Source organism: Methylobacillus flagellatus KT, assembly GCF_000013705.1.
Lineage (GTDB): Bacteria > Pseudomonadota > Gammaproteobacteria > Burkholderiales > Methylophilaceae > Methylobacillus > Methylobacillus flagellatus.
In genome coordinates this window covers 2,062,432-2,089,391 of the sequence record NC_007947.1, presented here as the reverse complement: position 1 = coordinate 2,089,391, position 26,960 = coordinate 2,062,432, and the positions used below count along the sequence as shown (strand labels likewise).

26 protein-coding genes and 1 tRNA gene are annotated in these 26,960 nt (G+C 53.6%); 19 read left to right on the top strand and 8 right to left on the bottom strand.

Features of this window, described 5'->3' with window-relative positions; genetic code table 11:
• Window positions 1-4: 4 nt before the first annotated feature.
• From MFLA_RS09955 to flhB, 6 genes are read right to left on the bottom strand one after another with little or no spacing between them, the layout of a single operon-like run.
• Window positions 5-745: a flagellar motor protein gene (locus tag MFLA_RS09955; protein WP_011480170.1), complete on the bottom strand. Its 741-nt coding sequence runs from the start codon at window positions 743-745 to the stop codon at window positions 5-7.
• A complete protein-coding gene (locus MFLA_RS09950; protein WP_011480169.1) occupies window positions 727-1,461 on the bottom strand; it encodes an RNA polymerase sigma factor FliA in 735 nt (244 codons plus the stop codon). Before MFLA_RS09950 ends, MFLA_RS09955 begins: the two co-directional genes overlap by 19 nt.
• A gap of 13 nt (window positions 1,462-1,474) precedes the next feature.
• On the bottom strand, window positions 1,475-2,185 hold the full coding sequence (locus MFLA_RS09945; RefSeq protein WP_048811679.1) for a MinD/ParA family ATP-binding protein: 711 nt from the start codon (window positions 2,183-2,185) through the stop codon (window positions 1,475-1,477).
• Entirely contained in the window at window positions 2,082-3,692 is a 1,611-nt protein-coding gene (gene flhF, locus MFLA_RS09940) for a flagellar biosynthesis protein FlhF (RefSeq protein ID WP_011480167.1), read from the bottom strand. Before flhF ends, MFLA_RS09945 begins: the two co-directional genes overlap by 104 nt.
• Complete coding sequence (gene flhA / locus MFLA_RS09935) at window positions 3,689-5,761, bottom strand: flagellar biosynthesis protein FlhA (protein WP_011480166.1); 2,073 nt, start codon at window positions 5,759-5,761, stop codon at window positions 3,689-3,691. Before flhA ends, flhF begins: the two co-directional genes overlap by 4 nt.
• A gap of 3 nt (window positions 5,762-5,764) precedes the next feature.
• Window positions 5,765-6,910 (bottom strand): flagellar biosynthesis protein FlhB, encoded by a 1,146-nt coding sequence (flhB, locus tag MFLA_RS09930; RefSeq protein ID WP_011480165.1) that lies wholly within the window; start codon window positions 6,908-6,910, stop codon window positions 5,765-5,767.
• Window positions 6,911-7,475: 565 nt separating this feature from the next.
• Between flhB and flhD the strand changes: the two genes are divergently transcribed.
• The 16 genes from flhD (at window position 7,476) to cheZ (ending at window position 22,636) form a co-directional block, all read left to right on the top strand.
• The gene (gene flhD, locus MFLA_RS09925; RefSeq protein WP_011480164.1) at window positions 7,476-7,793 is read left to right on the top strand and encodes a flagellar transcriptional regulator FlhD; all 318 of its coding nucleotides are present in this window, start codon (window positions 7,476-7,478) and stop codon (window positions 7,791-7,793) included.
• Between the two features lie 81 nt (window positions 7,794-7,874).
• Window positions 7,875-8,426 (top strand): flagellar transcriptional regulator FlhC, encoded by a 552-nt coding sequence (gene flhC / locus MFLA_RS09920; RefSeq protein ID WP_195742179.1) that lies wholly within the window; start codon window positions 7,875-7,877, stop codon window positions 8,424-8,426.
• A 43-nt stretch (window positions 8,427-8,469) separates the two neighbouring features.
• Window positions 8,470-9,267 (top strand): class I SAM-dependent methyltransferase, encoded by a 798-nt coding sequence (locus MFLA_RS09915; protein WP_195741989.1) that lies wholly within the window; start codon window positions 8,470-8,472, stop codon window positions 9,265-9,267.
• 157 nt (window positions 9,268-9,424) lie between these two features.
• Window positions 9,425-10,285, top strand: coding sequence for a flagellar motor stator protein MotA (motA, locus tag MFLA_RS09910; RefSeq protein WP_011480161.1), 861 nt, complete (start codon window positions 9,425-9,427; stop codon window positions 10,283-10,285).
• A gap of 15 nt (window positions 10,286-10,300) precedes the next feature.
• The gene (motB, locus tag MFLA_RS09905; RefSeq protein ID WP_011480160.1) at window positions 10,301-11,227 is read left to right on the top strand and encodes a flagellar motor protein MotB; all 927 of its coding nucleotides are present in this window, start codon (window positions 10,301-10,303) and stop codon (window positions 11,225-11,227) included.
• A gap of 66 nt (window positions 11,228-11,293) precedes the next feature.
• Window positions 11,294-11,842, top strand: a complete 549-nt coding sequence (locus MFLA_RS09900; RefSeq protein ID WP_011480159.1) for a hypothetical protein — start codon at window positions 11,294-11,296, stop codon at window positions 11,840-11,842.
• A 68-nt stretch (window positions 11,843-11,910) separates the two neighbouring features.
• Window positions 11,911-12,276 carry a response regulator gene (locus tag MFLA_RS09895; protein WP_011480158.1) on the top strand — a complete coding sequence of 122 codons (366 nt, stop codon included), beginning with the start codon at window positions 11,911-11,913 and terminating at the stop codon, window positions 12,274-12,276.
• 71 nt (window positions 12,277-12,347) lie between these two features.
• A complete protein-coding gene (locus MFLA_RS09890) occupies window positions 12,348-14,699 on the top strand; it encodes a chemotaxis protein CheW (RefSeq protein ID WP_011480157.1) in 2,352 nt (783 codons plus the stop codon).
• A 64-nt stretch (window positions 14,700-14,763) separates the two neighbouring features.
• Complete coding sequence (locus MFLA_RS09885) at window positions 14,764-15,234, top strand: chemotaxis protein CheW (RefSeq protein ID WP_048811677.1); 471 nt, start codon at window positions 14,764-14,766, stop codon at window positions 15,232-15,234.
• A 55-nt stretch (window positions 15,235-15,289) separates the two neighbouring features.
• Entirely contained in the window at window positions 15,290-16,972 is a 1,683-nt protein-coding gene (locus tag MFLA_RS15045) for a methyl-accepting chemotaxis protein (protein WP_011480155.1), read from the top strand.
• A gap of 91 nt (window positions 16,973-17,063) precedes the next feature.
• Complete coding sequence (locus tag MFLA_RS15040; protein WP_011480154.1) at window positions 17,064-18,860, top strand: methyl-accepting chemotaxis protein; 1,797 nt, start codon at window positions 17,064-17,066, stop codon at window positions 18,858-18,860.
• Window positions 18,861-18,889: 29 nt separating this feature from the next.
• Entirely contained in the window at window positions 18,890-19,741 is an 852-nt protein-coding gene (locus MFLA_RS09870) for a CheR family methyltransferase (RefSeq protein WP_011480153.1), read from the top strand.
• Window positions 19,742-19,743: 2 nt separating this feature from the next.
• Entirely contained in the window at window positions 19,744-20,355 is a 612-nt protein-coding gene (gene cheD, locus MFLA_RS09865) for a chemoreceptor glutamine deamidase CheD (protein WP_011480152.1), read from the top strand.
• A 76-nt stretch (window positions 20,356-20,431) separates the two neighbouring features.
• Window positions 20,432-21,499 carry a protein-glutamate methylesterase/protein-glutamine glutaminase gene (locus MFLA_RS09860; protein ID WP_011480151.1) on the top strand — a complete coding sequence of 356 codons (1,068 nt, stop codon included), beginning with the start codon at window positions 20,432-20,434 and terminating at the stop codon, window positions 21,497-21,499.
• A 70-nt stretch (window positions 21,500-21,569) separates the two neighbouring features.
• On the top strand, window positions 21,570-21,968 hold the full coding sequence (gene cheY / locus MFLA_RS09855) for a chemotaxis response regulator CheY (protein ID WP_011480150.1): 399 nt from the start codon (window positions 21,570-21,572) through the stop codon (window positions 21,966-21,968).
• 2 nt (window positions 21,969-21,970) lie between these two features.
• Window positions 21,971-22,636 carry a protein phosphatase CheZ gene (gene cheZ / locus MFLA_RS09850; RefSeq protein WP_011480149.1) on the top strand — a complete coding sequence of 222 codons (666 nt, stop codon included), beginning with the start codon at window positions 21,971-21,973 and terminating at the stop codon, window positions 22,634-22,636.
• 246 nt (window positions 22,637-22,882) lie between these two features.
• Here the strand turns inward: cheZ and epsA are convergent, their stop codons facing one another.
• Window positions 22,883-23,656 (bottom strand): XrtB/PEP-CTERM-associated transcriptional regulator EpsA, encoded by a 774-nt coding sequence (gene epsA, locus MFLA_RS09845; RefSeq protein ID WP_011480148.1) that lies wholly within the window; start codon window positions 23,654-23,656, stop codon window positions 22,883-22,885.
• Between the two features lie 171 nt (window positions 23,657-23,827).
• Between epsA and MFLA_RS09840 the strand changes: the two genes are divergently transcribed.
• Window positions 23,828-24,334 (top strand): Crp/Fnr family transcriptional regulator, encoded by a 507-nt coding sequence (locus MFLA_RS09840; RefSeq protein ID WP_011480147.1) that lies wholly within the window; start codon window positions 23,828-23,830, stop codon window positions 24,332-24,334.
• A gap of 581 nt (window positions 24,335-24,915) precedes the next feature.
• On the opposite strand, the gene MFLA_RS09835 is transcribed toward MFLA_RS09840, so the two are convergent.
• Window positions 24,916-24,991 (bottom strand) — tRNA-Lys (locus tag MFLA_RS09835).
• A 115-nt stretch (window positions 24,992-25,106) separates the two neighbouring features.
• Between MFLA_RS09835 and MFLA_RS09830 the strand changes: the two genes are divergently transcribed.
• Both MFLA_RS09830 and MFLA_RS14915 read left to right on the top strand, forming a co-directional pair.
• Window positions 25,107-26,738, top strand: a complete 1,632-nt coding sequence (locus MFLA_RS09830; protein WP_011480146.1) for an alpha-D-glucose phosphate-specific phosphoglucomutase — start codon at window positions 25,107-25,109, stop codon at window positions 26,736-26,738.
• Window positions 26,739-26,770: 32 nt separating this feature from the next.
• Window positions 26,771-26,923 (top strand): GNAT family N-acetyltransferase, encoded by a 153-nt coding sequence (locus tag MFLA_RS14915; protein ID WP_229407047.1) that lies wholly within the window; start codon window positions 26,771-26,773, stop codon window positions 26,921-26,923.
• Window positions 26,924-26,960: the final 37 nt, after the last annotated feature.

Sequence of the window (26,960 nt, the reverse complement as noted above, 5' to 3'; positions counted from 1 at the left end):
AGATTCAGCGTAAGTAAGCATTCAAGCGTTCTTCGATAATCTTGTGATTCTCGCCATTTGCGATCCCCACCACGCCTTCGACCACCATTTCACGCCGGGTGGTCTGCAATTGCACGAGTGCCTTGAGCTTATTGGCGATCGGCAGGAAGAGCAGGTTGGCAAAACCTACGCCGTAAATAGTCGCCACAAAGGCAATTGCGATGCCGCTGCCCAGCTTGCCTGGGTCGGAAAGGTTCTCCATGACATGGATCAGGCCGAGCACAGCACCCAGGATGCCAATCGTTGGAGCATAGCCGCCAGCGGCTTCCCATATCTTGACCGCATTGCGCTGCGCTGCCTCATAGCGGTTGATATCCACGTTGCAGATATCGCGGATCTTTTCGGGAGGCGTTCCATCGATCACCAGGCGCAATGCCGTTTTCACGAAGGGATCCTGTTCCGAGTACATATGGTTCTCCAGCAGCAGGATGCCGTCCTTGCGCGCAATTTGGCTCCAGCTGGTGATACGGCGCGCCAGTTTTTCCCTGTCGTCCTGCGGGGGAAACACGACCCATTGCAATAACCTTATCCCCTGGATGAAAAATACGGGTCGGGTCTGCAACAGCACGGCACCTATGGTACCGAACAGTACGATCATGAATGCGGCAGGCTGAATGAGGGAACTGAACTTCCCTCCCTCAAGCGCCTGCCCTATCAGGATGCCGGCGAGGGCAAGGAGTATGCCGCCTAGACTGCTCCAGTCCACAATTTCTCTTTCAGTTTGGCGCGCAGCCGCGCGACGGCCTGGGTGTGCAATTGGCAAACCCGGGATTCGGATACGCTCATGATGGCGCCGATGTCTTTGAGGTTCATTTCCTGCTCGTAGTAGAGGCCCATGAGGATTTTTTCGCGCTCAGGCAACGCTTCTATGGCTTCGATCAACGCTTCCCGGAAGTCACTGGAAAGTAGGGCCTTCAGCGGGTCTCCCGAATCATCGGATTGATAGCGGTCGAGGAAGTGGTCTCCACTGTCCTGTTCACTGAAATCTTCGTAGTAGATGAGCTGGTGCCCACTGCAGTCGTCCAGCATCCCCTGGAAATCATCCATGGACAGGTTGAGTTCTCGGGCAAGCTCGCCTTCGGTGGGAGGCCGACCGAGTTTCTGTTCCAGCAGGTGCACGGCGCTTTCCACATCGCGCATATTCTTGCGCACGCTGCGTGGAAGCCAGTCGGCCCGGCGCAGTTCATCAATCATGGAGCCACGGATACGCTGGGCCGCATAGGTCTCGAATTGCGCGCCATGGTTATCTTCATAGCGATTGCTGGCATCGAGCAGTCCCATCATGCCAGCCTGTATCAAGTCATCGATGTCGACACTGGCAGGCAGCTTGGCCTTGAGCTGGTACGCAATCTTTTTGACCAGGCTTGCATGCTGCTTCAGCAGTTCTTCCTTCGGGCTGGTTTTTCCATGCAAGGTATACATCACTTGGGTCCTCTTAGCTGAGCGACGTTTCCAATAAACCATGATTATGGTCTATTTTGCCTGCTAATGCCTTAAATGCTGCCGCAGCCTTGGTCTTGGGAAAGGCTTCGATGACATTGCGCCCAAGTTTTGCTGCGATATTCAGATGCTCATCTGACGGGATGAGGCCAGCAAAGTCGAGCTTGATATCAAGATGCCGGTGCGCGACCGCGGCGATATTATTGAACACCACATGGGCCTGCGCCTCACTTGCATGCGACACCACAATATCCAGGGTACGCCTGCCTACCTGGCTGCATAGCCGCTTGATCAAGGTATAGGCCTGGGTAATGGAACCGGTATCCCGCGTCATGTGTATCAGTATCTCCCCATGGTGTAGTACGTCCAGCGGCATGGTGTCTTCAACGGTGAGCGCAGCATCCACCAGTACGATGTCGTGCTGACCTGCCATGGTCAAGAATAAACGCTCGAGTTGCTGCTTGATGTTGTCTTGTTGCAGAAAGCGGCTGGCAGTATTGCCTGGCAGTAATTTTGCAACAGAATAACCACGGCTGTCATCGGTGATTAACGGCTGGAGCAGTTCTGGGCGCAGCAGGGCCTCCAGTAATGTGGCTTGGTTGCTATCTATGCCGTAGTGCCTCGCCTCGTGCACCGGGGTGCTGGTTGCCTCGACGACCAGCACTGTATTGCCCTGCCGATGCAGCGGAGCGGCAAGATTGGTCATGAAGCGCGTATGTTCGGGTTTTCCAGCTGCCGACAGGACGGAGATGATTCTTGGCTTGGGGCCCGCCATCAGGCGGCGCAAGCCGGCCGCTTGGTCTTTGTACTGATGATTCATGCGGCGCCTCCAGGATTCTGCCACTGGTAGCGACATTCGCCATCAGGAAGGGCATTTCGGCCTCGCGAAACTGGAATTGCTCCGCTTTTTGGCGTGTCATCTTGAAGGCATGGTGTGCGAGGAAGTGATTGTTGGCGAGATGGATATCTTCCGGCACGCGTTGACCATTCGCGACGTAATATAGCTTGAGGCGTTCTCGGATGATGATATCGAGGACGCTGCCGATCGATGCGGCCTCGTCCAGTTTGGTGATGATACCGCCATCCAGGCCGTAGCGTTTGTATACGTCCATGACGTCGACCAGGGTTTCGCCAGAGCTGGTGGCGTTCATGCACAGGATCTTTTTGATGGGCAGGCCTGTCTTGGACAGCATGGCAATTTGCTCCGCCACCATACGGTCACGTTGGCTGACGCCGACCGTGTCGATCAGGATGGTGTGCTTGCCCTTGAGTTCGTTCAGGGCAATGCGTAGGTCGGCTTCGTCCTTGACGGCATGCACCATGACGCCGAGGATCTTGCCGTAGATCCGCAGTTGCTCGTGCCCGCCAATGCGGTAGGAGTCGGTCGTGATGAGGGCTAGCTTGCGCGGACCGTGCTTCATCACGAAGCGGGCTGCCAGCTTGGCCGTCGTCGTGGTCTTGCCGACGCCAGTCGGGCCGACCAAGGCATATATGCCGCCCTGGTCCAGAATCTGCTGCTCGTCGCTAATGGTGTGGATATTGTTGCTGATCACATTCTGCAGCCATTTCATGGCATTTGTTTCGCTGTGGTCAGCAGGGACCTTCTCCGCGATCTGGCGCGCGAGCCCGGCACTGAATCCTGCCGAGATCATCTTGCCGAGTATATTGGACTTGACCGGATCGCGCTGCTGGATGTTGGCCCAGGTGATTTCCGTCAGCTGTGACTCGATGGCGCCGCGCATGGAGCGCAGCTCTTGCATCATATGAGCTAATTCGCGCTGGGCCAGGCGGTCCTGCCCGGGCTGTTCGCTCCCTGCGTGCTCTCTGCTTCTGACCAAGGGCTTGGCAACCTGGGCGGCGGCAGTCGCATGGGGCTCACTGTGCGTGCCCTTGCTTCCTGTCGCGAGTGAGCGTTGTTGCAGCAGTTGCTGCTGGTTCAACGGTTCCGCTGGTTTCAGGATGCGCTGGTTGCGGTTCAGCATCGACACCAGGGTTTCTTCTGTATCGGCTGGTGAATGACGCACCTTGGCCGGGCTTGGCGTCGGCTTGTCGCGTGCCACCAATGCCGCCATGTCTTCCTCGCGGAACGCCAGTACTTCATTGCCGCCTTCGACGGCACGGTTGGAGAGGATGACGGCATTGGCTCCCAGTTCTTGCTTGACCATGTTCAAGGCTTCGCGGGAGTTTTTTCCGAAGTAACGTTTGATGTTCATGCTTGGCCTCCGATCAGGCTGGTAACGCGTATGGTTTTGGTATCAGGAAGTTCTTCATGCGAGAGCACCCGCAGGCGCGGCGCTGCGCGGCGCAGGAATCTGGATAATGCGGTGCGCAGCGAGCCAGGAACCAGCAATACCGGGGCTAGCCCCATTTGTTCCTGTTGCTTGGCGGCATTTGCCGCCTGGGTTGAAAGTGTTTCTGCCAGTCCCGGCTCGATGGCCGCGCCGCCATTGGCGCTGGCCTGCAATGCCTGCATCAGCAAGCGTTCCAGGTTGTGGTCCAATGTCATGACCGGCACCTCATTGCCGGTGGGAAACAGCTGCTGCACGATGGCACGCCCGAGCTGGATGCGGACCAGCGAGGTGAGTTCGTCGGTATCCTGGGTGCGTGGCCCATGTTCTGAGAGGGTCTCGATGATGGTGCGCATGTCGCGGATATGCACGCCTTCCATCAACAGGTTCTGCAGCACTTTCTGCACGCTGGACAGGCTGAGTGCCTTGGGTACCAAGTCTTCAACCAGCTTGGGAGACTCCTTGCCAATATGATCCAGCAGCTGTTGTACCTCCTGGCGCCCCAGCAGTTCTGCAGCATGGGATGTGATCATATGATTGAGATGGGTGGCGATGACGGTGCTGGTATCGACCACGGTGTATCCCATGGCTTGGGCCTGGTCGCGGGTATTGGCTTCTATCCATACGGCCGGCAGCCCGAATGCCGGGTCGGTCGTGGTTGTGCCGCTGAGTGGGCCGGTGACATTGCCGGGGTCGATGGCCAGATATTGCCCAGGAAAGGACTCGCCGCTGCCGACTTCAACACCTTTCAAGGTAATCCGGTAGCCTGCAGGGCGCAGCTCAAGGTTGTCGCGGATGTGGATGGGAGGCGGCAAGAAGCCGACTTCCTGCGCAAACTTCTTCCGCAGTCCCTTGATGCGCTTCAGCAAATCACCACCTTGTGCGACATCGACTAATGGAATCAAGCGGTAGCCGACTTCCAGGCCGATGACATCTACAGGCATGACGTCATCCCAACTGGCTTCCGGAGAATCATTGACCTCGGCAGGAGCTGTTTCAGGCTCGGCCTCCTTGACTTGCTGTTTTTTCTCGGCCGTGAAGGCAACACCAGCGAGCAATCCTGCAAGCACCAGGAAGGCAAAATGAGGCATGCCTGGAATCAGGCCCAAGCCGGCAATGATCGCGGCTGTGATGTAAATGGCACGGGGATTGGACAGTAGTTGTTCTGTCAATTGATTGCTGATGTTACGGTCATCGGCGACGCGGGAAACGACGACACCGGCTGCTACCGAGATGATGAGGGCTGGAATCTGTGCCACCAAACCGTCTCCGATCGCCAGCAGGGTATAGTTCTTGACTGCATCGGCAAAGCTGAGGTCGTGCTGGACCATGCCAACGATCAATCCCCCGAGGATGTTGATGACAATGACCAGTATTCCCGCCACTGCATCGCCACGCACATACTTGCTGGCACCGTCCATAGCACCGTAGAACTCGGCTTCCTGACCAATTTCCTTGCGGCGGCTACGTGCTTCTTCCTCACCAATCAGCCCAGCGTTCAGGTCCGCATCAATTGCCATCTGCTTACCGGGCATGGCATCCAGGGTGAACCGGGCGCCGACTTCCGCAATCCGGCCAGCACCCTTGGTAACGACGACGAAATTGATGATGGTCAGGATGACGAATACGACGATCCCCACGGTGTAGTTGCCACCGATAAGGAAATGGCCGAATGCTTCAATCACTTTGCCGGCGGCATCCGGGCCGGTATGGCCCTCCGTCAAGACGACACGGGTCGAGGCTACGTTGAGTGAAAGGCGCAGCATGGTGGTGACTAGCAATACGGTCGGGAAGGCAATGAAGTCCAACGGCTTGGAGGTTTGCAGGCCGACCAGCAATACCAGGATGGAAAGCGCAATGTTGAAACTGAACAAGGCGTCCAGTGCGATGGCTGGCAATGGCAAGATCATCATGGCAAGCAGCATGATGATAATGATGGGAGCCGCCATTGAGCTTCCGCCGTTCAACCATGAAGGGAGTTTGAAAGCATTCATGACTTAGCTGTCTCCTTTCATATGAGGGTCCATCGCGTCCGGCACGTCCAATACGGTTGGCATGTCGGGATAATAGCCGCCGTGCGTCTTGTAGCTGCGCAGCTGGAAGACATACGCCAGGATTTCGGCGACAGCGGCATAGAGCGCTTGCGGGATTTCATCGCCCAGTTCGGTATGGGCGAAAAGGGCCCGTGCCAGCTTAGGGGATTCCAGGATGGCAACGTTATGTTCGCCGGCGATTTCCCGGATCTTGAGGGCGATATCATCGGCGCCCTTGGCGATCACGCGAGGAGCCGCCATGGATTGGTCGTCATACTTGATGGCCACGGCATAGTGAGTCGGGTTGGTGATCACCACGTCTGCCTTGGGGATCTCGGCCATCATGCGGCGGCGAGCCATTTCACGTTGCTGCTGGCGGATACGCCCCTTGATCTGTGGATTGCCGTCGCTTTCCTTGGCTTCCTGCTTGACCTCTTCCTTGGTCATCTTGAGCTTATTGGTGTAGCTCCAGCGCTGGTAGGGCACGTCAATCAGTGCGACCAGCACCAGTGCCGACACAATGAAAAGGAATCCCTTGATCAAGATATCGTCCACTTGGGCAATACCAGTTTCTAGGGGCTGTGTCGGCAGCGAGAGCAGGGTGTCGAAATCGTGCGCCATTACCATGTAGGAAACAGTGCCTACCAAGGCGGCCTTCAAGATGGCCTTGATCAGCTCTACCAGTGAATTCTTCGAAAACAGGTTCTTGATACCGTTGAGCGGGTTGAGTTTGCTGAACTTGGGGAGGAACGCCTTGTTGCTGAAATTCCAACCGCCCACCAGTACCGGGGCGCCCACAATCACGACCAGCAGCAACAGGATCAAAGGCGCAAATGCGATCAGCAAATCCAGGACGCCGCTCGCAATCTTGCTGAGCAGTAAGCTGAAGTCGAAGGCAGCCTCGCGGCTGATACGCAGGCTGCTGATCATGTTACTCAGCATCGCCTGGTTGAGCCTGCTTCCTAGCATCATGAGACCAAGCCCGCCCGCCATCAGTACGACGCAAGTGGAAAACTCGCGCGAACGCGGGACATCGCCATCCTCCCGGGCTTTTTCGATGCGCCGGGGCGTGGGCTGTTCCGTTTTTTCCAAATCACTATCTTGTGCCATGTGCGTCGGTTTCCTGATGGAGGCAACATATATGTCTTGTCCATGTTGCCCTTCATGATGACTGCATTATTTGCCACGCAGACAGGAATGGAATCGAAGAATAGAGGGGGGAAAACCGGTTATTCCTGCCAAAGGAATGAAATTTTTTTTAAAGAATGCCTAAAGTCTGGTGCCCATCTGCCGATAGATAGAATGAATACAGGAAATTAATTTTATTATTTAGTTATAAAACAATAACTTATAAATTTTTAGAAATTTTTTTTGAATTTCCCCTAAAGATTGATTAGTTGCTGTCGTTAAACATGTATTGCTGAAAATATTGTGAAAGATATGCATCGTTAGATTGCACTAGCTTTATAAAAAAAGTGTTGCTCCTCCTCTGGAAAGCCTTGTCTCCCAAGGCCGATACAGTGTTTGTAAGACAAACACTGTATCGGCTGTGTTCGTTTGTCTTACGTGAAAAACCGACAGACCCCAGTATTTGCCTGATCCCAAACAGTTCAAAGTACGTCTCACCTGCACTGCATATGCAGCGCTGACTTTTCTCAAGCAAGGGAGCTGGAAAATGAACGAGCAAGAAATCATGGCAGAAATCAAAGACGCAAACCTGAGTTATCTGATGCTGGCGCAGCAAATGATCCGTGCGGATAAGGCGAGTGCGATTTTCCGTCTTGGTTTGAGTCAGGAGATTGCAGATTTGCTGGAGGGTCTGAGCAATGCGCAATTGTTGAAACTGAGTAGCTTCAACATGATGCTGACGCGTTTCCGCTTCGATGACACGGCAATTCTCGGCATGCTGACAAGCTATACCAAGGATCGTATGCAGGCCCAGGCCCACGCCGCTATCTTGATGGCGGGACAGGGTGTTGAGGAAATTGCCTGAGCATTAAAGCCAATAGAATAATGGCCTGAACCAAACAACATTCAGGCAGAAGGATCAGTACTTCATTGGGTATCGGGGGGTATCATGAGTAAGAGTGTCATCAACGAAGCAGAGCAAATCCAGTTGGCCATCCAGATGATTCATCTTGGCGCAAGGCTGCAGCTTCTGGAGTCCCAGACCACATTGTCTCGCGAGCGCCTGATCAAGCTGTACAAGGAAATCAAGGGGGTATCGCCACCTAAGGGCATGCTACCCTTTTCCACCGATTGGTTCCTGACGTGGCAACCGAATATCCACTCTTCGATTTTTGCCAACATTTATCATTTCCTGATTCAGCATGCCGGGGTAACAGGCATCACGGCGGTCATGAAGGCTTACAAGCTCTATCTGCAGCAAGTGGGGAGCGAACCACATGATGATGACGTGGTGCTGTCATTGACGCGTGCCTGGACCCTAATCCGTTTTCTCGACAGCAACATGTTAAAAATGCAGCGTTGCAGTTGCTGTGGCGGAGAGTTTGTCGTCAATGCCTATGATCTGCATGACAGCTACCAATGCAACCTTTGCCATGTGCCTTCACGTGCCGGCAAGACCAGAAAGGCCAAGGAGCGTGCTGCGGCATTGACGGCGTAACCAATCGATATGAGGTTTCTACAGTGTTTAATGGTTCCTGCCCATGTTGGGTAAGCAGGAGCAAGCGCCGGAGTTGAGTGATGCCAGGAGGCGGCTTCCCCCCGCTATCCTGGCTTTTTTTATCCAGCTGGCGGCGCTTGTGGCAGTGTGGGGGGTTAGCCAGGCGCTATGGCGGTCTGGCTGGGGTGGGTTGCCGGTTTGGATGCTGTTCCTGCTGCAAGGTGTGGTTGCCTCTATCTTGTCCATCCTGCTGGCAATGGCCGTTTGGTGGCGGTGGATACACTTGCTATTCCCCGTGGCTGTCCTGCTCATGCTGCAGTGGCAGTTACCTGCATGGATATATCTGCTGGCGTTTTGTTTTACCCTGGCCGTGTTCTGGAGCACGTATCGCACCCAGGTGCCTTTCTATCCATCTCTGCCTGCAACCTGGCGTCAGGTGAAGGCGCTTGTTCCTGCTGACAGGAAGGTCAGTGTGCTCGATATCGGCAGCGGCACGGGAGGGCTTGTCCTCTATCTGGCACGTGAGCGCCTGAATGCCAGCTGTGCCGGAGTTGAGCTCGCGCCTTTGCCATGGCTGGTAAGCGTCTTGTTGACCTACTTAAAAAAATCTCCCGTCTCATTCAAGTATGGCGACTACCAGGCCGTTAATCTTTCTGAGTATGACGTAGTGTTCGCGTATCTCTCCCCGGCGGCGATGCCTGATGTCTGGCGCAAGGCCAAGAAGGAAATGCAGGCAGGTAGTTTGCTTATCAGTTACGAGTTTGAGATTCCGGGAGTGGTTCCCAAATTGCAAATTCAGGATAGGCCCGGTGCCCCGAGTATTTTCGTTTGGGAGCTTTGATGCGGGACATGGCGCATCAGGAGGCATTCAGGTCCCGATGATTCAGATATAAAGGGTTATTGCACTTCAATTACCGCGATCAGAACATCAGCTTGATTGCTATGCTGAAAACAACTTAAGAAATCGGGTCTGTGCAACCCGGGCGGAGCTTGCTGATATGCTGGTGATAGCGGGGTATCTGGTAGTACTGGGAAGTGTCTTTGGCGGATTCGCCATGGCGGGCGGACATCTGGCCGCCTTGTTCCAGCCAATAGAGTTGCTGATGATCGGCGGGGCGGCCATTGGCGCCTTTCTCGTCGGTAACGATGCAAAAGCGATCAAGGCTACCTTGAAGGCGTTGCCCAGTGTATTCAAAGGGTCGAAATATACCAAGGCACGCTATATGGACCTATTGGCGCTGCTGTTTGAAATCCTCACCAAAATCCGCCGCGACGGGATGATGGCGATCGAGAGTGACATCGATAATCCCGAAGCCAGCCAGATTTTCTCCAAGTACCCGGACATTCTTGCCGACCATCATCTGATGGATTTTATCTGCGATTACCTGCGCCTGATGACGTCTGGAAACATGGATGCGTTCCAGATCGAAAACCTCATGGATAACGAAATCGAGACACATCACCATGAAAGCATGGTGCCTTCCCACTGTATTGCCCGCTTAGGCGAGGGAATGCCTGCATTCGGTATCGTGGCGGCGGTGATGGGAGTGGTGCATACCATGGAATCCGTGGGATTGCCCCCGGGCGAGCTTGGTATGTTGATTGCCCATGCGCTGGTCGGTACTTTTCTCGGCATCCTCCTTGCCTATGGATTCGTCGGACCCTTGGCCAGCCTGCTGGAGCGCAAGGCTGATGAATCTTCCAAAATGCTTCAGTGTGCCAAGGTTACTTTGCTTGCCAGTCATAACAGTTATGCGCCTGCCATCGCAGTGGAGTTTGGTCGCAAGGTGCTGTATTCGACAGAGCGTCCTGAGTTCGCCGAGCTTGAGGCGCATGTGAAACAGGCCCGGGCGCGTTAGTGTACGGAGAGCATGATGGCTAAGGAAAACGTCAGAATCGTCGTCAAACGCATCAATAAGCATGCTGGCGGGCACCATGGGGGCGCCTGGAAAATCGCTTATGCCGATTTTGTGACGGCCATGATGGCATTTTTCCTGCTGATGTGGTTGCTGGGATCCACAACCAAGGCGGACCTGCAGGGAATCTCCGAGTATTTCAAGACACCGCTCAAGGTGGCGATGCAGGGCGGGTCGGGAGCCGGCGCCAGCGATAGTGTCCTCAAGGGGGGCGGCAATGATATGACCAAGAAGCAGGGGCAGATCAGGCGGGCCGAAGACATTGACGCCCGGAAAAAGCCTGATCTGAAAACAGCCCAGGAAGAAGTTGCCAAGGCAGAGCTGGAAAAGCTCAAGGAGCTGAAGAGGCGGATCGAGGAGGCGATTGATGCCAGCGAGACATTGCGCCAGTTCAAGAAGCAGCTGCTGCTGGATATTACGACGGAAGGGTTGCGTATCCAGATCGTCGATGAGCAGAACCGTCCGATGTTCGCTTCTTCCAAGGCCGAACTTCAGCCTTATGCCCGCCAGATCCTGCACGAGATCGGTCAGTTGCTCAATGACGTGCCAAACAAAATCAGTCTTTCCGGGCATACCGACGCAGCGCCTTATCCCAGTGGAGAGCGTTACTACAGTAACTGGGAGTTGTCGTCGGACCGTGCGAATGCCTCGCGCCGGGAACTGGTTTCCGGTGGCATGAAGGAGGAAAAACTATTGCGGGTGGTGGGGCTGTCCTCTGCCGTGTTGTTCGATAAGGATAACCCGCTCAATCCCATCAACCGCCGCATCAGCATCATCATCATGAACAAGAAGGCGGAGGAGGAAACGATTAACGATTATGGATCGGCAGAGGTGGAGTCGGCTGAGGATGTGCCTGCTGTGGCAGAGAGTTTTAGCAAGTCATGATGTGAGCCAAGCAGGACTTTTCTCTCGTTTTTTACAGATGGAATGCGGTCTGGACAGGATAGTGATATGACAAGTCAGACTATACCAATAAATGAATTAAGAGAGCTATTGGTCAGCCTCGGCGGCTGGGGAGAGGAACACCTCGAGCATGTGGAGACTGACCTTGACCGGGCCAATGCCTTGTTACGCGAAGCAATCGGCATGCTGGTGGATGGCTTCATGGCCATCAACCGGGCTGCTCAGGCACAGCAGCAGATACTCTTGAGCCTGAGCACCAGCACGCAATTGTCGCAGCAGCATATTGCCGAGGTGGCGATGTATAGCCGCCAGATCGAGAGCGAAGTGAACCGTGTCGTGACTGGCATGCAGTTCGAGGACATGACCAACCAATTGCTGACTCGCGCACTTGCACGAGTCAGCGGGCTCAAGCTGTTGCTGCTGGCGATGGCAGACCAGCATGAGTCCCTGGTGGCAGAGCACTCGCGCGAGGATATTGCGGCCATTTTGCAAAAGATGAGCGAGTCGCTCAACGAAAAACGCACTTCCATGCACCGCGATTTGCAGTCGTCGGTGAATCAGCAACACATGGGGGTTGGAGATATTGAGCTTTTCTAGGTTTCTCTTTTAACAATGTCAGGTACGTGCTGGAGCGTACAGGCGTGCAGGAACGGGGATTAAAAGATATGGGAAAAACAATACTGGCTGTGGATGACTCCGGGTCATTGAGGCAGATGGTGGTGTTCAGTCTGAATGCTGCCGGCTACCAGGTCATCGAGGCGGTGGATGGTGAGGATGCGTTGAACAAGGCGCAGACCCAGGTCGTGGATTTGGTGTTGACGGATCAGAACATGCCAAACATGGATGGATTGACGTTGATTAAATCACTGCGCAACCTCAGTTCCTACCAGAAAGTGCCGATATTAATGTTGACGACAGAGTCCAGTGACGAGATGAAGGCATTGGGCCGTGCTGCTGGAGCGACAGGGTGGCTGGTCAAGCCATTTGATCCCAAACGCTTATTGGATGTTGTTCAGCGTGTCATCGGATGATGCCCGTGCATGGCACCGCCTTCGCTCCGTTTTTTGCGATGGACAAGCATGAACCAATGTGGAGTTGAATAATGACAATTGACATGAGCCAGTTTTACCAGGTGTTCTTCGATGAGTCCGATGAACTGCTGGCGGAAGCTGAGCGTTTGTTGCTCGAACTTGATATCGAGAGCCCGAGTGCAGAGGATCTCAATGCCATTTTCCGGGCGGTACACTCCATCAAGGGCGGAGCCGCGACTTTCGGCATGGCGGACATGACCGAGATCACCCATGTGCTTGAGAACTTGCTGGATCGTATCCGCAAGAACGAGATGAAGCTGCAGGCGGAGCATGTGGATGTGTTCCTTGCCGCCAAGGATATCCTCAAGATGCAGTTGGATGGACATCGTAATGGCAGTCTGGTGGACCAGGAAGCCGTCAGCGAGGTCAAGGCCACGTTGCATGTCCTCGCCCAAGAAGATGGAAAGAGCGTCCCCGCTTTGCGAGAAACATTGGCCCAGGCCGAGAAAACGCCAGAGGCTACGAATGCCAAGCCCGATGCGCAGGCCATTAGACGTTACCAAGTACAGCTGCCTGTATTGCCGGACAAGGATGTGAAGGCATTGTCCGAGGAGCTGGCATTGCTGGGCACGGTGGAAGCATTGCCCCCGGTTGGCGACCGACATGTGATCCAGCTTGAGACAGACGAAACCCTGGAAAACATCATCGCCATCTGTTCTTTTGTCCTCGACCCCGACGATCTGGTCATTACGGAGCAAAGTGGCGGAGCGCAGGATATGAGCTCAGCCAAGCCATCATCTAAGGGCGGGCAAGGGTTTCTCATCGAAATCCCGGATATCACGGACAAGGATTGGAGCACGCTGGTGTCGGAGCTGGAGTTGCTCGGCAAGGTTGTGGTGCAGCCGATGGCTGGCAAACTGCGCTCGCTGTGGCTGGAAACCGAGGAAAAGCGCGACAGCATCCTGGCCGTGAGTTCCTTTGTCGTTGATGTCGACAAGCTCAAGGTGGCAGAGGCAAACATCCCCCCCGGAACAGAAAGCGTACAGCCATCATCGACACAGGCCGCGGAAAAGCCGCTGGATGAAGGCGATTTCGGCCTATTCGATGCGAGTGTCGCCAAGCCGGAGGCAGGGAATCAGCCAGCTCCCATCGAGGGGGCCAAGACGACTGGTGAGCCGCTGGAAAACAAGCGGGTTGCGCCGCGCCGCGAAGCCGACAAGGTGGCAGTGAGCCAGGAAACCACGTCCATCCGTGTCGGGATCGAGAAGGTGGACCAATTGATCAACCTGGTCGGGGAGCTGGTGATCACCCAGGCGATGATAGAGCAACGCACCAGCACGCTGGATCCCATGGTGCACGAGCGGTTGCTCAACAGCGTGGGCCAGCTGACACGCAATACCCGGGACTTGCAGGAGGCTGTCATGTCGATCCGCATGATGCCCATGGATTATGTGTTCTCCCGTTTCCCGCGCATGGTGCGCGATCTTGCAAGCAAGCTTGGCAAAAAGGTCGAGTTCGTCACCAACGGCGCGGCCACAGAGCTGGATAAGGGGCTGATCGAGCGCATTGTCGATCCGCTGACCCACCTGGTACGCAACAGTATCGACCATGGTATCGAGCCGCCCGAAGTGCGTACTGCGGCAGGCAAAAGCCCGGTTGGGCGCTTGTCCCTGTCAGCGGGGCACCAGGGCGGCAATATCATCATTGAGGTGAGCGATGATGGTGGCGGCTTGAACCGTGAGCGTATTCTCAACAAGGCGAAGTCCTCAGGCCTGAGCGTTTCCGACACCATGCCCGACAGCGATGTATGGCAATTGATCTTTGCTCCCGGCTTTTCAACCGCTGAGCAGGTGACCGATGTTTCTGGTCGTGGGGTGGGCATGGACGTGGTCAAGCGCAACATCACTGCCATGGGGGGCGTAGTCGACATACGCTCGGCTGCGGGATACGGCACGACCATTTCGATTTCGCTGCCGTTGACCCTGGCGATCCTTGACGGCATGTCTATCCGGGTGGGGGAGGAGGTCTATATCCTGCCGCTGAGCTTTGTCATGGAGTCGTTGCAGCCATCCGCGGACGACGTCAAGGAGGTGACTGGCCAAGGCCGTCTGGTCAAGGTGCGTGAAGATTACTTACCACTGATTCCCCTATACCAGATGTTTGGTATCGAGCCACTTTATCGCGCCCCCGAGGATGGCATCCTCGTGGTTTTGCAGGCAGATGGCAAGAAAGCCGCTCTGTTCGTGGATGAGCTGGTAGGGCAGCAGCAGGTTGTGGTGAAGAATCTGGAATCCAATTACCGCAAGGTGGCAGGAATTTCCGGCGCTACCATCCTCGGCGATGGCGGCGTTGCACTGATTCTGGATGTTGCCAATTTGCTGCGCTCCAGCAGGCAGTTGATCACTGAAACTTCCATTCATTAAGAGGTGTGTCATGTTAGAACTAACAAGTCATAAAGCAGAGGGCCAACCGCCGCATGCTTCAGAAATGGCGCAAGGCGAGAACAGTGAGTTTCTCGCTTTTACGCTGGGCAACGAGGAGTACGGGATCGATATCCTCAAGGTGCAGGAAATCCGCGGTTACGAAAGCGTGACCAGGATCGTCAATGCGCCGGAATTTATCAAGGGCGTGATCAATCTGCGCGGCATTATCGTCCCGATCGTAGACATGCGCATCAGGTTCAACCTGGGGACGCCAACCTATGACCAGTTCACGGTCGTCATTATCCTCAATATCAATGGTCGCGTGACCGGGATCGTGGTGGACAGTGTTTCCGACGTCACGACCCTGAGTGCGCAACAGATCAAGCCCGCGCCGGAAATGGGGGCCATTCTGAGCACCGACTACCTGATTGGCTTGGGCACGCTGGATGATCGCATGCTGATACTGGTTGATATCGACAAATTGATGAGTAGTTCGGAAATGGGCTTGGTCGACCAGATCGCTGTGGAAGCTTAATTACAACATAACCTTAAAAAAAATAAATATTCAATTCTAAGGGCGGAGATGAGAAATGATGAAGCTACTGAATCCATTGATGAATTACATGTATAGCCTGCAGATCACCAAGCGCCTGATGATAGGTTTTGGATCGTTGCTGCTTCTGCTCGCGGTGATCGTCATTCTTAGCCTGGTGCTGATGACATCCATGAGTCACCGTACGGATGAGATTGTCACGCAATCCGCGAGCAGGCAGGCGCTGCTGAATGATTGGAAGCTGCATACCAATATGAATATTACCAATGCCGTGGCATATATCAGGAATCGCAGTCAGAGCCAAGAAGCCTACTTCCTTGACAGGGTGAACCAATACTCACAAGAAACCGACAAGCTTCAGGCCCAGGTTGTGGAATCCATGCAGGGAGATGAATACCAGCCTTTGTTGCAGAAGGTCAACAAGGCACGGGAAGCGTTCGACCAAGCACGTAGCGAGGCCTTCAAGGTGCGGGTAGGGTTAAACGTGCGTGCCGCTGCGCTGGAAAACTGGCTGACTAATGAACAAGTGAGCCTGGAAGAAAAGCGCAATGTCAGTAATAAGCTCATCTCGGACGAGAAGGCATATTACGAAACTGTGGACAGCAGCTTCCAGGCTGCCCGTGATATCTACCAGAATGCAATGGATGAGCTTTTGCAGTATGAGCGTGACAAGACGTTGGCGCTGGCCGCAGCCAATAAAAGTGCCAGTGTCCAGGGGCGTATTCTGGTGGTTGGTCTGGGGGTGCTGGCCCTTGTGCTCGGTGTGGTATTTGCCAGAGTGATCACGGTGTCGATCATCGAGCCCATCAACTATGGTATCCGCGTGATCGGACGTGTTTCCAAGGGCGACCTGGCGCCGCGCCAGAATGATTTGCTCGATATGATCGACGAGAATGCTTCTGATGAGCCTGGCAAGCTGCTGGTCGGCATTCGTTTCATGATCCAGGAGCTACGCAGGCTGGTGACTGAGGTACGCGGCAGTACGGATACCATGCTGGTCGCGACCAGCGAAATTTCCTCTGGCAATGCAGACCTTTCCTCCCGCACGGAAAGCCAGGCATCCAGCTTGGAGCAGACCGCTAGTTCCATGGAAGAGCTGACTTCGACCGTACGGCAGAATGCCGACAATGCAAGACAGGCGAACCAGCTGGTGATTACGGCGTCGGAGTCTGCGGTACGGGGCGGACATGTGGTCGACCAGGTGGTCAGCACCATGGGATCGATCAAGGAGAGTTCACGAAAGATCGTGGATATCATCGGCGTGATTGACGGCATTGCCTTTCAGACCAATATCCTGGCATTGAATGCAGCCGTTGAGGCAGCACGTGCTGGCGAGCAGGGACGTGGGTTTGCGGTCGTGGCGAGCGAAGTGCGCAATTTGGCGCAGCGCTCTGCTGCTGCAGCGAAAGAAATCAAGGGCCTGATCGGCGACTCCGTTGAGAAGGTTGACATCGGCAACAAGCTGGTGGACCAAGCCGGTACCACGATGAGCGAAATCGTGAGCTCAGTGCAGCGCGTGGCCGACATCATGGGTGAAATTACTTCTGCCAGTCAGGAACAAAGCGCTGGTATCGAGCAGGTGAACATCGCGATCGGGCAAATGGATGAAATGACCCAGCAGAATGCGGCTTTGGTTGAACAGGCAGCGGCAGCGGCAGAAAGTCTCGAGGAGCAGGCGCAGAAACTGTCCTCTACGGTCGGCGTGTTTAAAATAAATTAAAAAAATAGCTATAAAAATAAAATACTTGTTTCGAACAAAAGGCAGAAGGATGCACGTGGAATTCCATACTGAAGATTAGGAGAAAAATAGCATGCGTATCAATATGCCTGTGACCAACAACGAGTATTTTCTGCAGGATGGTCAGTCGATTTTGTCGACGACTGACCTCCAAGGAAAGATCACTTACATCAACCAGGATTTCATTGAGGTGAGTGGTTTTACCGAAGATGAACTGATTGGCTCACCACATAATCTGGTGCGCCATCCGGACATGCCTCCCGAAGCCTTTGCCGACATGTGGGCAACGCTGAAAGCCGGATTGCCTTGGACAGGAATGGTCAAGAACCGACGTAAGAACGGTGACTATTACTGGGTATTGGCAAACGCAACTCCAATGCGGCAGAACGGCAATGTCGTGGGATATATGTCTGTACGCGTCAAGCCGTCGCGTCAGCAGGTCGAGCAAGCTTCTCAGATTTATGCCCGTTTGCGTGAAAACAAACATCATGGACTCAAGTTGCATCGTGGCGAGATTCTGAAAACAGACTTCATATCGCGAGTAAGAAGAGCAATGCAAATGACATTGAAAACACAAGTTGCGGTGACTACCATCGCCATTCTTCTGGCCATGGTGGTTGTCATCGCTGCAACATTCAATGGGCTGGATATCAGTTTCGTTGTTGGTGGCGCCCTGGTGGCCATGGTCGCGATGCTCAGTCTAGCGGTTTCACTATCCAACTCAGTGATCAAGCCGCTCCGTGAAGCGACTGACATTGCGAATGCGCTTGCCAGCGGCGATCTTTCGCACAAGTTCAGTGCGAGCAAGACGGATGAGACAGGCATGCTGTTGCGGGCTCTCAACCAGATGAATGTCAACATTGTGGCCATGATCACCGACATTCGTACCAATATGCAGCGCATCAATACCGGGGTAAACGAAATTGCCAACGGCAATAACGACCTGTCGGCGCGCACCGAGTCTCAGGCCAGCTCGCTGGAGGAAACGGCCAGTTCCATGGAAGAGCTTGCTTCGACGGTGAAACAGAATGCCGACAATGCACGGCAGGCCAATCAGTTGGTGATATCCGCTTCCAGCGTGGCTGCCCGGGGTGGAGAAGTGATCGGGGAAGTCAGGGATCGGATGCGCTTGATCAGCGAGTCGGCCAACAAGATTTCAGACATCATCGGCGTGATTGACGGCATTGCTTTTCAGACCAATATCCTGGCATTGAATGCAGCCGTTGAGGCAGCACGTGCTGGCGAGCAGGGGCGTGGGTTCGCGGTCGTGGCGAGCGAAGTGCGCAATTTGGCACATCGTTCTGCGGCGGCGGCCAAAGAAATCAAGGGATTGATTTCTGATTCAGTCGAACGGGTTGAGGCCGGTGTCGAGTTCGTTGACCAGGCCGGCACCACGATGACGGAAATTGTGGCTTCAGTGCGTAATGTCACCGATATCATGGCGGAAATATCCGCCGCCTCGATCGAGCAGAGCGCAGGTATCGACCAAGTGAACCATGCTGTCAATGATATGGATGAAGTCACGCAGCGCAATGCTGCCCTGGTCGAGGAGTCCGCTGCAGCGGCCGATGCGCTGCGGCAGGATGTATTGCAGCTCGAGCGTGCGGCAAGTGTATTCAAGCTTGGCAATGGCAGGGATACCCCGCTGGAGCGAGACCCTAGGGCTCAAGCGAAAGAGTCTGCGCCTGAAACTCCCCCTTCCAAAGTCAAGGCAGACGTTGTATCGAGCGCCTCTGCAAAACAAAGGGTATCTGTGGCAAAAGTGAATGCCAAGCCCGCCGCGATTCCCAATGCAACGCCATCCAGATCAGGTATCCATAAGAAGGTCGTCGGGTCGGACCTTTCCAGCGACGAATGGGAAGAATTTTGACCATTATGCATAGGCAGAGGAATGGATAATTGAATTCGCGCATAGTCAGCCAATCGAATGTCGGCAAGGAGTTTGATTTTACAGAAGCGGATTTTGCCCGCGTACGCAAGCTGATCTACCAGGCGGCCGGCATTTCGCTGTCGGATTCCAAGCATGAGATGGTTTACAGCCGCCTGGCGAGGCGCTTGCGGGCGACCGGCATGTCCAGCTTCCAGCATTATCTTGATACGCTGGAAAGCGGGACTGGGTCGGAGGAATGGGAAGCCTTTACCAATGCGCTTACTACCAACCTGACATCATTTTTTCGTGAGCACCACCATTTTCCCATTCTCGCGGAGCATATCAGCAAGGCGGCCCATCCTATTTCCATTTGGTGCTGTGCAAGCTCCACTGGGGAGGAGCCCTATAGTCTCGCGATAACCGCTTGTGAGGCATTTGGTACACTGCGTCCTCCCGTCGAGATCATTGCCACCGATATTGATACCAATGTGCTGGCAACGGCTGCTGCGGGCATATATGCCTATGACCGTATTGAGAAATTGTCGATCGAACAGAAGAAGAAATTCTTTTTGCGTGGGACAGGGAAGCAGCAGGGTTTGGTGCGGGTACGCGATGATTTGCGCAAACTGGTCAGTTTCATGCCGTTGAACCTGCTGAGTAGCAGTTGGCCGATCAGCGGGCCATTTGATGCTATTTTCTGCCGAAATGTCATGATCTATTTCGACAAGCCGACGCAATCGTCGATTCTCAAGCGCTTCGTTCCGCTGCTGAAGCCCGATGGGTTGCTGTTTGCCGGACATTCTGAAAATTTCCTTTATGCCACTGACGCATTCAGGCTGCTGGGCAAGACGGTGTATACCCTCAATCGGCGTGGAGGCTGAACATGGCCAATCCGATAGAAGAGCAGTTGGCGACCAACTTGTATTTCGACAAAACCTTCAATTGCGAAGCTGCCAAGATTCTGCCCGGGGAGTATTACACGACCAATCAGGATATCGTCATCGTGACGGTGCTGGGCTCATGCGTATCCGCCTGCATCCGCGACAAGGTTTCCGGCATCGGTGGCATGAATCATTTCATGTTGCCGGAAGGCAACCCTGCTGATGCCAACAACCCAGTGTCGGAATCAGCCCGTTATGGGACTTACGCCATGGAAGTATTGATCAACCAGCTATTGAAGAATGGCGCGCGCAGAGAGAACCTGGAAGCCAAGATTTTTGGTGGAGGCAATGTGCTGAGCGGTTTTACGGCGATCAATATCGGCGAGAAGAATGCGGCCTTTGTGCGTAAGTATTTGCGCGACGAGAATATCCGCGTGGTGGGCGAGGACCTGAACGATATCTATCCCAGGAAAGTGTATTTCTTCCCCAGAACCGGACGCGTATTGGTCAAGAAGCTGAAGCAAATGCACAACAACACCTTGATTTCACGTGAAGAGAGCTATGCCAAGAGGTTGAAGGCGAACAAGGTGGCTGGCGAGGTGGAATTGTTTTGAATGCAGGCTCCGGAGCATGCATGGTGGCTGGGAGGAAGCCAGGGGCCAGGCGATCGATCAATAAAAAGGCAATGACATGACTATAAAAGTTCTTATCATCGACGATTCAGCGCTGATTCGCAGCCTGCTGACCGAAATCATCAACCAGCAGCCTGACCTCGAGGTTGTCGGGACGGCTCCCGACCCCCTGATCGCCCGCGAAATGATCAAGCAAAAGAATCCTGATGTGCTGACTCTGGATGTGGAAATGCCCAAGATGGACGGGCTGGATTTTCTTGAGCGCCTCATGCGCTTGCGCCCGATGCCGGTCGTGATGATTTCCTCACTGACTGAGCGCGGCTCGGAAATCACGATGCGCGCGATGGAGCTGGGTGCAGTGGATTTCGTTACCAAGCCGAAAATTTCGATTGCCAATGGCATGCATGAATATAGCGAAATGATCGCAGACAAGATACGCGCAGCCTCCAGGGCACGATTGATTGCGAGGAAACCATTGACCCCTGTGGCAGGCGGCGCGGGTTTGCCTTTGGTAGGCAATCCGCTGATCAGTAGCGAAAAACTCATTATCATCGGCGCCTCCACGGGGGGCACAGAGGCAATCAAGTCCTTTCTGATGCAAATGCCGTCGGACTGTCCTGGCATCCTGATTACGCAGCATATGCCTGCAGGCTTTACGCAATCCTTTGCAAACCGGCTGAATGCCCTGTGCAAAATCTCAGTGCAGGAGGCGAAAGGGGGTGAGCGTGTCCTGCCCGGCCATGCGTATATTGCGCCAGGGCATTCGCACCTATTGCTGGCGCGCAGCGGAGCCAACTATGTGACCCAGCTGGATGACGGCCCACCTGTCAGCCGTCACCGCCCATCGGTGGATGTCCTGTTCAGCTCAGCCGCGAACAATGCGGGCAAGAATGCGATCGGTGTTATTCTCACCGGCATGGGCAAAGACGGCGCTGAAGGAATGTTGAAAATGAAGCAGGCAGGCGCATACAACTTTGCACAGGACGAAGCGAGCTGTGTTGTATTCGGCATGCCGAAGGAAGCAATTGCCATGGGTGGCGTGGATGACGTGAGCTCATTAAATGACATGCCCGGTAGGGTTTTGCAGTACCTGGCCGCCAATAGTGGACGGGCGCTGCGTGTTTAGAATGGAAGTGCTTGTGCGCTACTGCCAGGCATTCCCGGCAATACTAATAAAATCTGAAATGGAGTAACAAATGGCAAACCCCAATACCAAATTTCTGGTGGTCGATGACTTCTCCACGATGCGGCGTATTGTGCGTAATCTGCTCAAAGAGTTGGGATACAACAATGTCGATGAAGCAGAAGATGGCGTCATGGCTTTGGCCAAATTGAGGAGTGGAAGCTTTGATTTTGTCGTATCCGACTGGAATATGCCCAATATGGATGGCTTGACCATGTTGCAGCAGATACGTGCCGATCCGGCGTTGTCGTCATTGCCGGTACTGATGGTGACTGCTGAGGCGAAGAAGGAAAATATCATAGCCGCTGCCCAGGCAGGTGCCAGCGGCTATGTGGTGAAGCCATTCACTGCAGCAACCTTGGACGAAAAGCTCAGTAAAATCTTCGAAAAGCTTGAAAAAGCAGGGGGATGATCATGACGAATCCACTTCAAAATGCAGAGATTGTCCCTGAGAATGTGAGCAGCATTCAAACCTCGCATGACGAAATGTTGCACCGCATTGGATTGCTGACCAGGAATTTGCATGAAAGCCTGCGAGGTCTCGGTTTCGACAAATTGCTGGAGCAGGCGGCACAAGGTATTCCCGATGCGCGTGACAGATTGAATTACGTGGCACGTATGACCGAACAGGCAGCGGAGCGGGTATTGAACGCGACCGACATTGCGACTCCCCTGCAGGATGAATTGAATCAACAGGCCGTCAGCCTCGAAGAACGTTGGAAGAGTATCTTGGCCGCTCCCTCGCTCAAGCGCGATTATGACCAATTGGCTGACGAGACGCTGGCATTTCTCTCCAGGACGGTCAATCATACTGACGCGACCAAGGCTCAGTTGCTCGACATCATGATGGCACAGGACTTCCAGGACCTGACCGGGCAAGTGATCAAGAAGATTACCGAACTGGCACAGGAAATAGAACAGCAACTGGTACAGGTGCTGATCGATTTCTCTCCCGGCACCGCAGTCAAGAAGGAGGACAACACCTTGTTGAATGGCCCGCAGATCAATCCGGATGCCGCCGTCGACGTAGTCGCGAGTCAGGAGCAGGTGGACGATTTGCTGGACAGCCTCGGGTTCTGAGCACTTGCCTCTACGTGGCTAGTCCGATTGGCCTATTGTTGTCCAGTCTGGGATAAGAGACTATTCATCCCAAGAGCAGGGCAAAATAAAATGTGCAAAAAGCACGCAGTACACCACATTTTTCAGGGGAATGTCAGCGTTATCGCATAACTGCGACAAGTTACGCAACCATGGGTGAATGAAAATCGAAAGGTGGAAAGGCTGTAAATGTCATGGCCTTTTTAGCTGCCGGAATTGAAACAATGGTTATTTGCGGAATTTGGCGACGGCTTGTGCACGATTCATAACATTGAGTTTTTTGAAAATGCGCTGTAAATGATTTTTGACAGTAAAGGCGCTGATATCAAGAATCATGCCAATTTCCTGGTTGGTTTTGCCTTTGGTGACCCAGTCCATGATCTCCAGCTCGCGGCCGGAAAGGATATTCAGGCTTTCATCCTTGGGCTCGGGTTCTGCCTTGATCAGTGTCGGTTGCTGCTCCGGCAAGTGTTCTATCTGCCGCAATGCGCTATCGATATAGGGTAGAAGCGCTTCCAGCATGGGACGAGAGGCTGGGGGGAAGCTCAGGTTGGAGCTAAGCAATACATAAAGGCAATCATGCCTGCCACGGTGATCCTTGATGGCATGCACCAATGCCGATTTCATGTTTTTTAAGTAATAGCTTGATTCTTTGTTAGAGAATTCGCAGTCATGCAGGATGTTGTCGGCTGCTGCGAGCGTGAAAGGGGCCTTGGCATGGTTCAGCCAATAGTTGAACAGGTTTTGCAGGAACTGATTGATTTCATGACTGGCAATCTTGTCGGAGCGGATGCCTGGCAGGGGGGAAACAATGTTGAAGTATATGACTCCAAGTGAAAAGTCTCCCCAAGCCGTTATCATGATTTCATGCGGCAGGAAAACCTGAAGTTTTCCCTGCATCCAGAGAAAAAGCTCAAAGTGCGAGCGAATTCTCAAAGATTCATGCATTAGCTCAATTAACTGGCTTTTCTCAATATCGTTTAAGTTTTTATTTAAGGACATGTGCTCGGTTATAATTTACTAAGCAATTCAGGTCTAACTTTTTATATGTCGTTCAGATACTCTTGCATTATTATGACGCAAATAACTTGAGTAATGAGAGCTTTTATCTTTTTTACCCTAAATACTTTACGGTTAATCCATAAATTCCTTTAATTTAAGGGCTGAATTTACATGTATCCTGATCTGGTGCATCTGGGCGGTGCGGATAAATATTTCGAGGAAATCCTCGAGATTGTAAATAAAATCAAGCTGTTCGGGGACTTTTCCAACGAGGAAGTGCGTTATTTGTGCTCCTATATGCAGTGCTATGCTGCACCCAGGGACTGTCAGCTGCTGACGGAGGGCGATCCAGGAGATTACTTGCTCCTGATCCTGACGGGAGAAGTGAACGTCATCAAGGATATTCCGAACAAGGGAATACAGACCATTGCCAAGGTCGGGGCTGGCGCCATCATTGGTGAAATGTCAATGATTGATGGCATGCCGCGCTCTGCCAGCTGTGTTGCCAGCTTGCCCACTGACTTTGCCGTGCTGAGCAGGGATGCGCTATATCAATTGCTGGCCAATATGCCCAAGCTAGGCAACAAGGTGCTGATCAGGCTGTTGCAATTGCTCACTGCAAGGTTTCGTGAAAGCTATGACAGGATTCTCCCCAAAACCCTGGGTGAGTTGATCTGACCTGGCCATCCACTTACTGCGCCCGTCTTTCCACCGTCATATCTGACATGACAGCATCAAGTTCAGGTCATGTGCAATCGACGGCTTGTCCGCCTCTTTAAGATGCTCCAACGCTACATTCATACCATGAAATATTGCTTACCTATATATTTTTAAATTTATAGTCAAAATCACCAATACTGAGTGGGGCTTGAGGTCCGAGTGTTCGAAAAAGCCAAGTCAAATTGCCAGATTCACAAATTTTCCAAAGGGGTACAGGGGCAGTAAAGAGCAATATTTGCGAGTGAGGTCCTAGAAAATGATGTTTGCCCTTGGCGGATTGTTATTATTTTCCTCTCCAGTTCACGAGGCCACTTAGATATTGGCATACGTCTGCTCTCTGCTCATTCAGGCGGTCATGTCAACTCTCATCGCGCTGATGAATGCGTATGGGCTTCGAAGAGTTTCCCCAGGCTCGAAAGATATCTTTAGGACTGCCAATACTCGGGATATCCGCCCATATGTAGAGCAAGGAGGTAAACAGTTGGGAAATCATTGCGAAAAACGAAAAAGGCCTGCAATGCTGCAAGCCTTGATGCGATTGGTGGGGCATGTAGGGGTCGAACCTACGACAAACGGATTAAGAGTCCGCTGCTCTACCAACTGAGCTAATGCCCCAATCGAGAAGCGAGATTATCCTGAGGTTTCACACTTTTGTCAACTTGAAAGTGGGCTGTTAATCAAGTAAGTTAGCTTCTGCATTTGAACCTAAAACCATCCCGAAAGTATATGCATGGCAATTCATATTATTAGCACCCAGCCGTTCGACGACCAGCGGCCGGGAACATCTGGCCTGCGAAAGCGTGTCTCGGTTTTTCAGCAGCCACATTATCTTGAAAACTTTGTGCAGAGCATTTTCGACGCAGTCCAGGTGCCTGCTGGGGCGACATTGGTCGTCGGCGGGGATGGGCGTTTCTACAACCTTGAGGCCATACAGACCATCCTCAAAATGGCGGCTGCCAATGGAATAGGACGGGTGTTGGTCGGGAAGAATGGGATATTGTCTACGCCAGCGGCTTCCTGTGTGATCCGCAAATACAAGACATTCGGCGGCATCATCCTGTCGGCAAGCCATAACCCGGGAGGGCCTACAGGTGACTTCGGCATCAAGTTTAACTCAGCTAATGGTGGGCCTGCGCCGGAAAAAGTGACGGAGGAGATTTTTGCACGTAGCCAGGAAATGACGCAGTACAAAATCGTCGATGCACCGGATGTGGCGCTAGATATTGTAGGAGAGATCGAACTGGCTGGAATGACGGTAGAAATCATTGATGCTGTCAGTGATTATGTTGACTTGATGGCGAAACTGTTCGACTTCGAAGCCATTCGCCAGTTGCTGGCAAGCGGATTCCGTTTGCGCTTTGATGCGATGCACGCCGTGACAGGGCCTTACGCGCGCGCTATTTTGGTTGACTGCCTCGGTGCGGATCCTGATGCGGTGATGAATGCTGATCCACTGCCTGATTTTGGCGGCGGGCACCCTGATCCCAATCTGACTTATGCGCATGATTTAGTCGAGATTATGTATGGAGACGATGCACCGGACTTCGGAGCGGCATCGGATGGAGACGGGGACCGCAATATGATCCTTGGCAAGCGCTTCTTTGTCACGCCTTCAGATAGCTTGGCCCTGATTGCGGCGAATGCGCGCCTTGTGCCGGGTTATGCACAGGGGATCGCCGGGGTGGCGCGCTCGATGCCGACCAGTGCGGCGGTGGACCGGGTGGCGCAGGAGCTGGATATTCCATGTTTTGAGACGCCGACTGGATGGAAGTTCTTCGGTAACCTGATGGATGCGGGCAAGGTGACATTGTGCGGGGAGGAAAGCTTTGGCACCGGATCGGACCATGTGCGCGAGAAAGACGGCTTGTGGGCGGTACTGTTTTGGCTCAATATTCTCGCGATCAAGCGTCAGCCGGTGGAAACCATTGTCAAGCGCCACTGGGCAAGGTTTGGCCGCAATGTCTATTCGCGCCATGATTACGAGGAGCTACCTAGCGATGCCGCCAATGGCTTGATCGAGCATGTTCGTGCCCAGTTTGCGTCATTACCGGGCCGGGATTTTGGGCGCTACACCGTGAAGACGTGCGACGACTTCAGTTATACCGATCCTGTCGACGGCAGCGTGAGTCAGAAGCAGGGGATACGCATTCTGTTCGAAGACGGCTCGCGTATTGTATTCCGCCTTTCTGGTACGGGCACAGCCGGTGCAACGCTGCGTATCTATCTGGAGTCTTTCGAGCCGGATATTTCCAAGCATGACCAGGATGCGCAGGATGCCTTGGCGGACTTGATCGCGATTGCGCATCAAATTTCCGAGCTAAAGCAACGTACCGGGCGCGACCAGCCTACCGTCATCACCTGATGCAATACCTCGGGGTCCCGACTGAGAGGTTGGTGTTGAGGCAATGGCGTGAGGCGGATCTCGCGCCATTTGCTTTACTCAATGCCGACCCTGAAGTCATGGCGTATTTCCCTGACACTCTGGATAGTCAGCAGAGTGACGCCATGGCAAGGCGTTGTGCCAGTTTGATCGAGCAGCGCGGCTGAGGCCTATGGGCAGTGGAGGAGAGGCTCAGCCATCGTT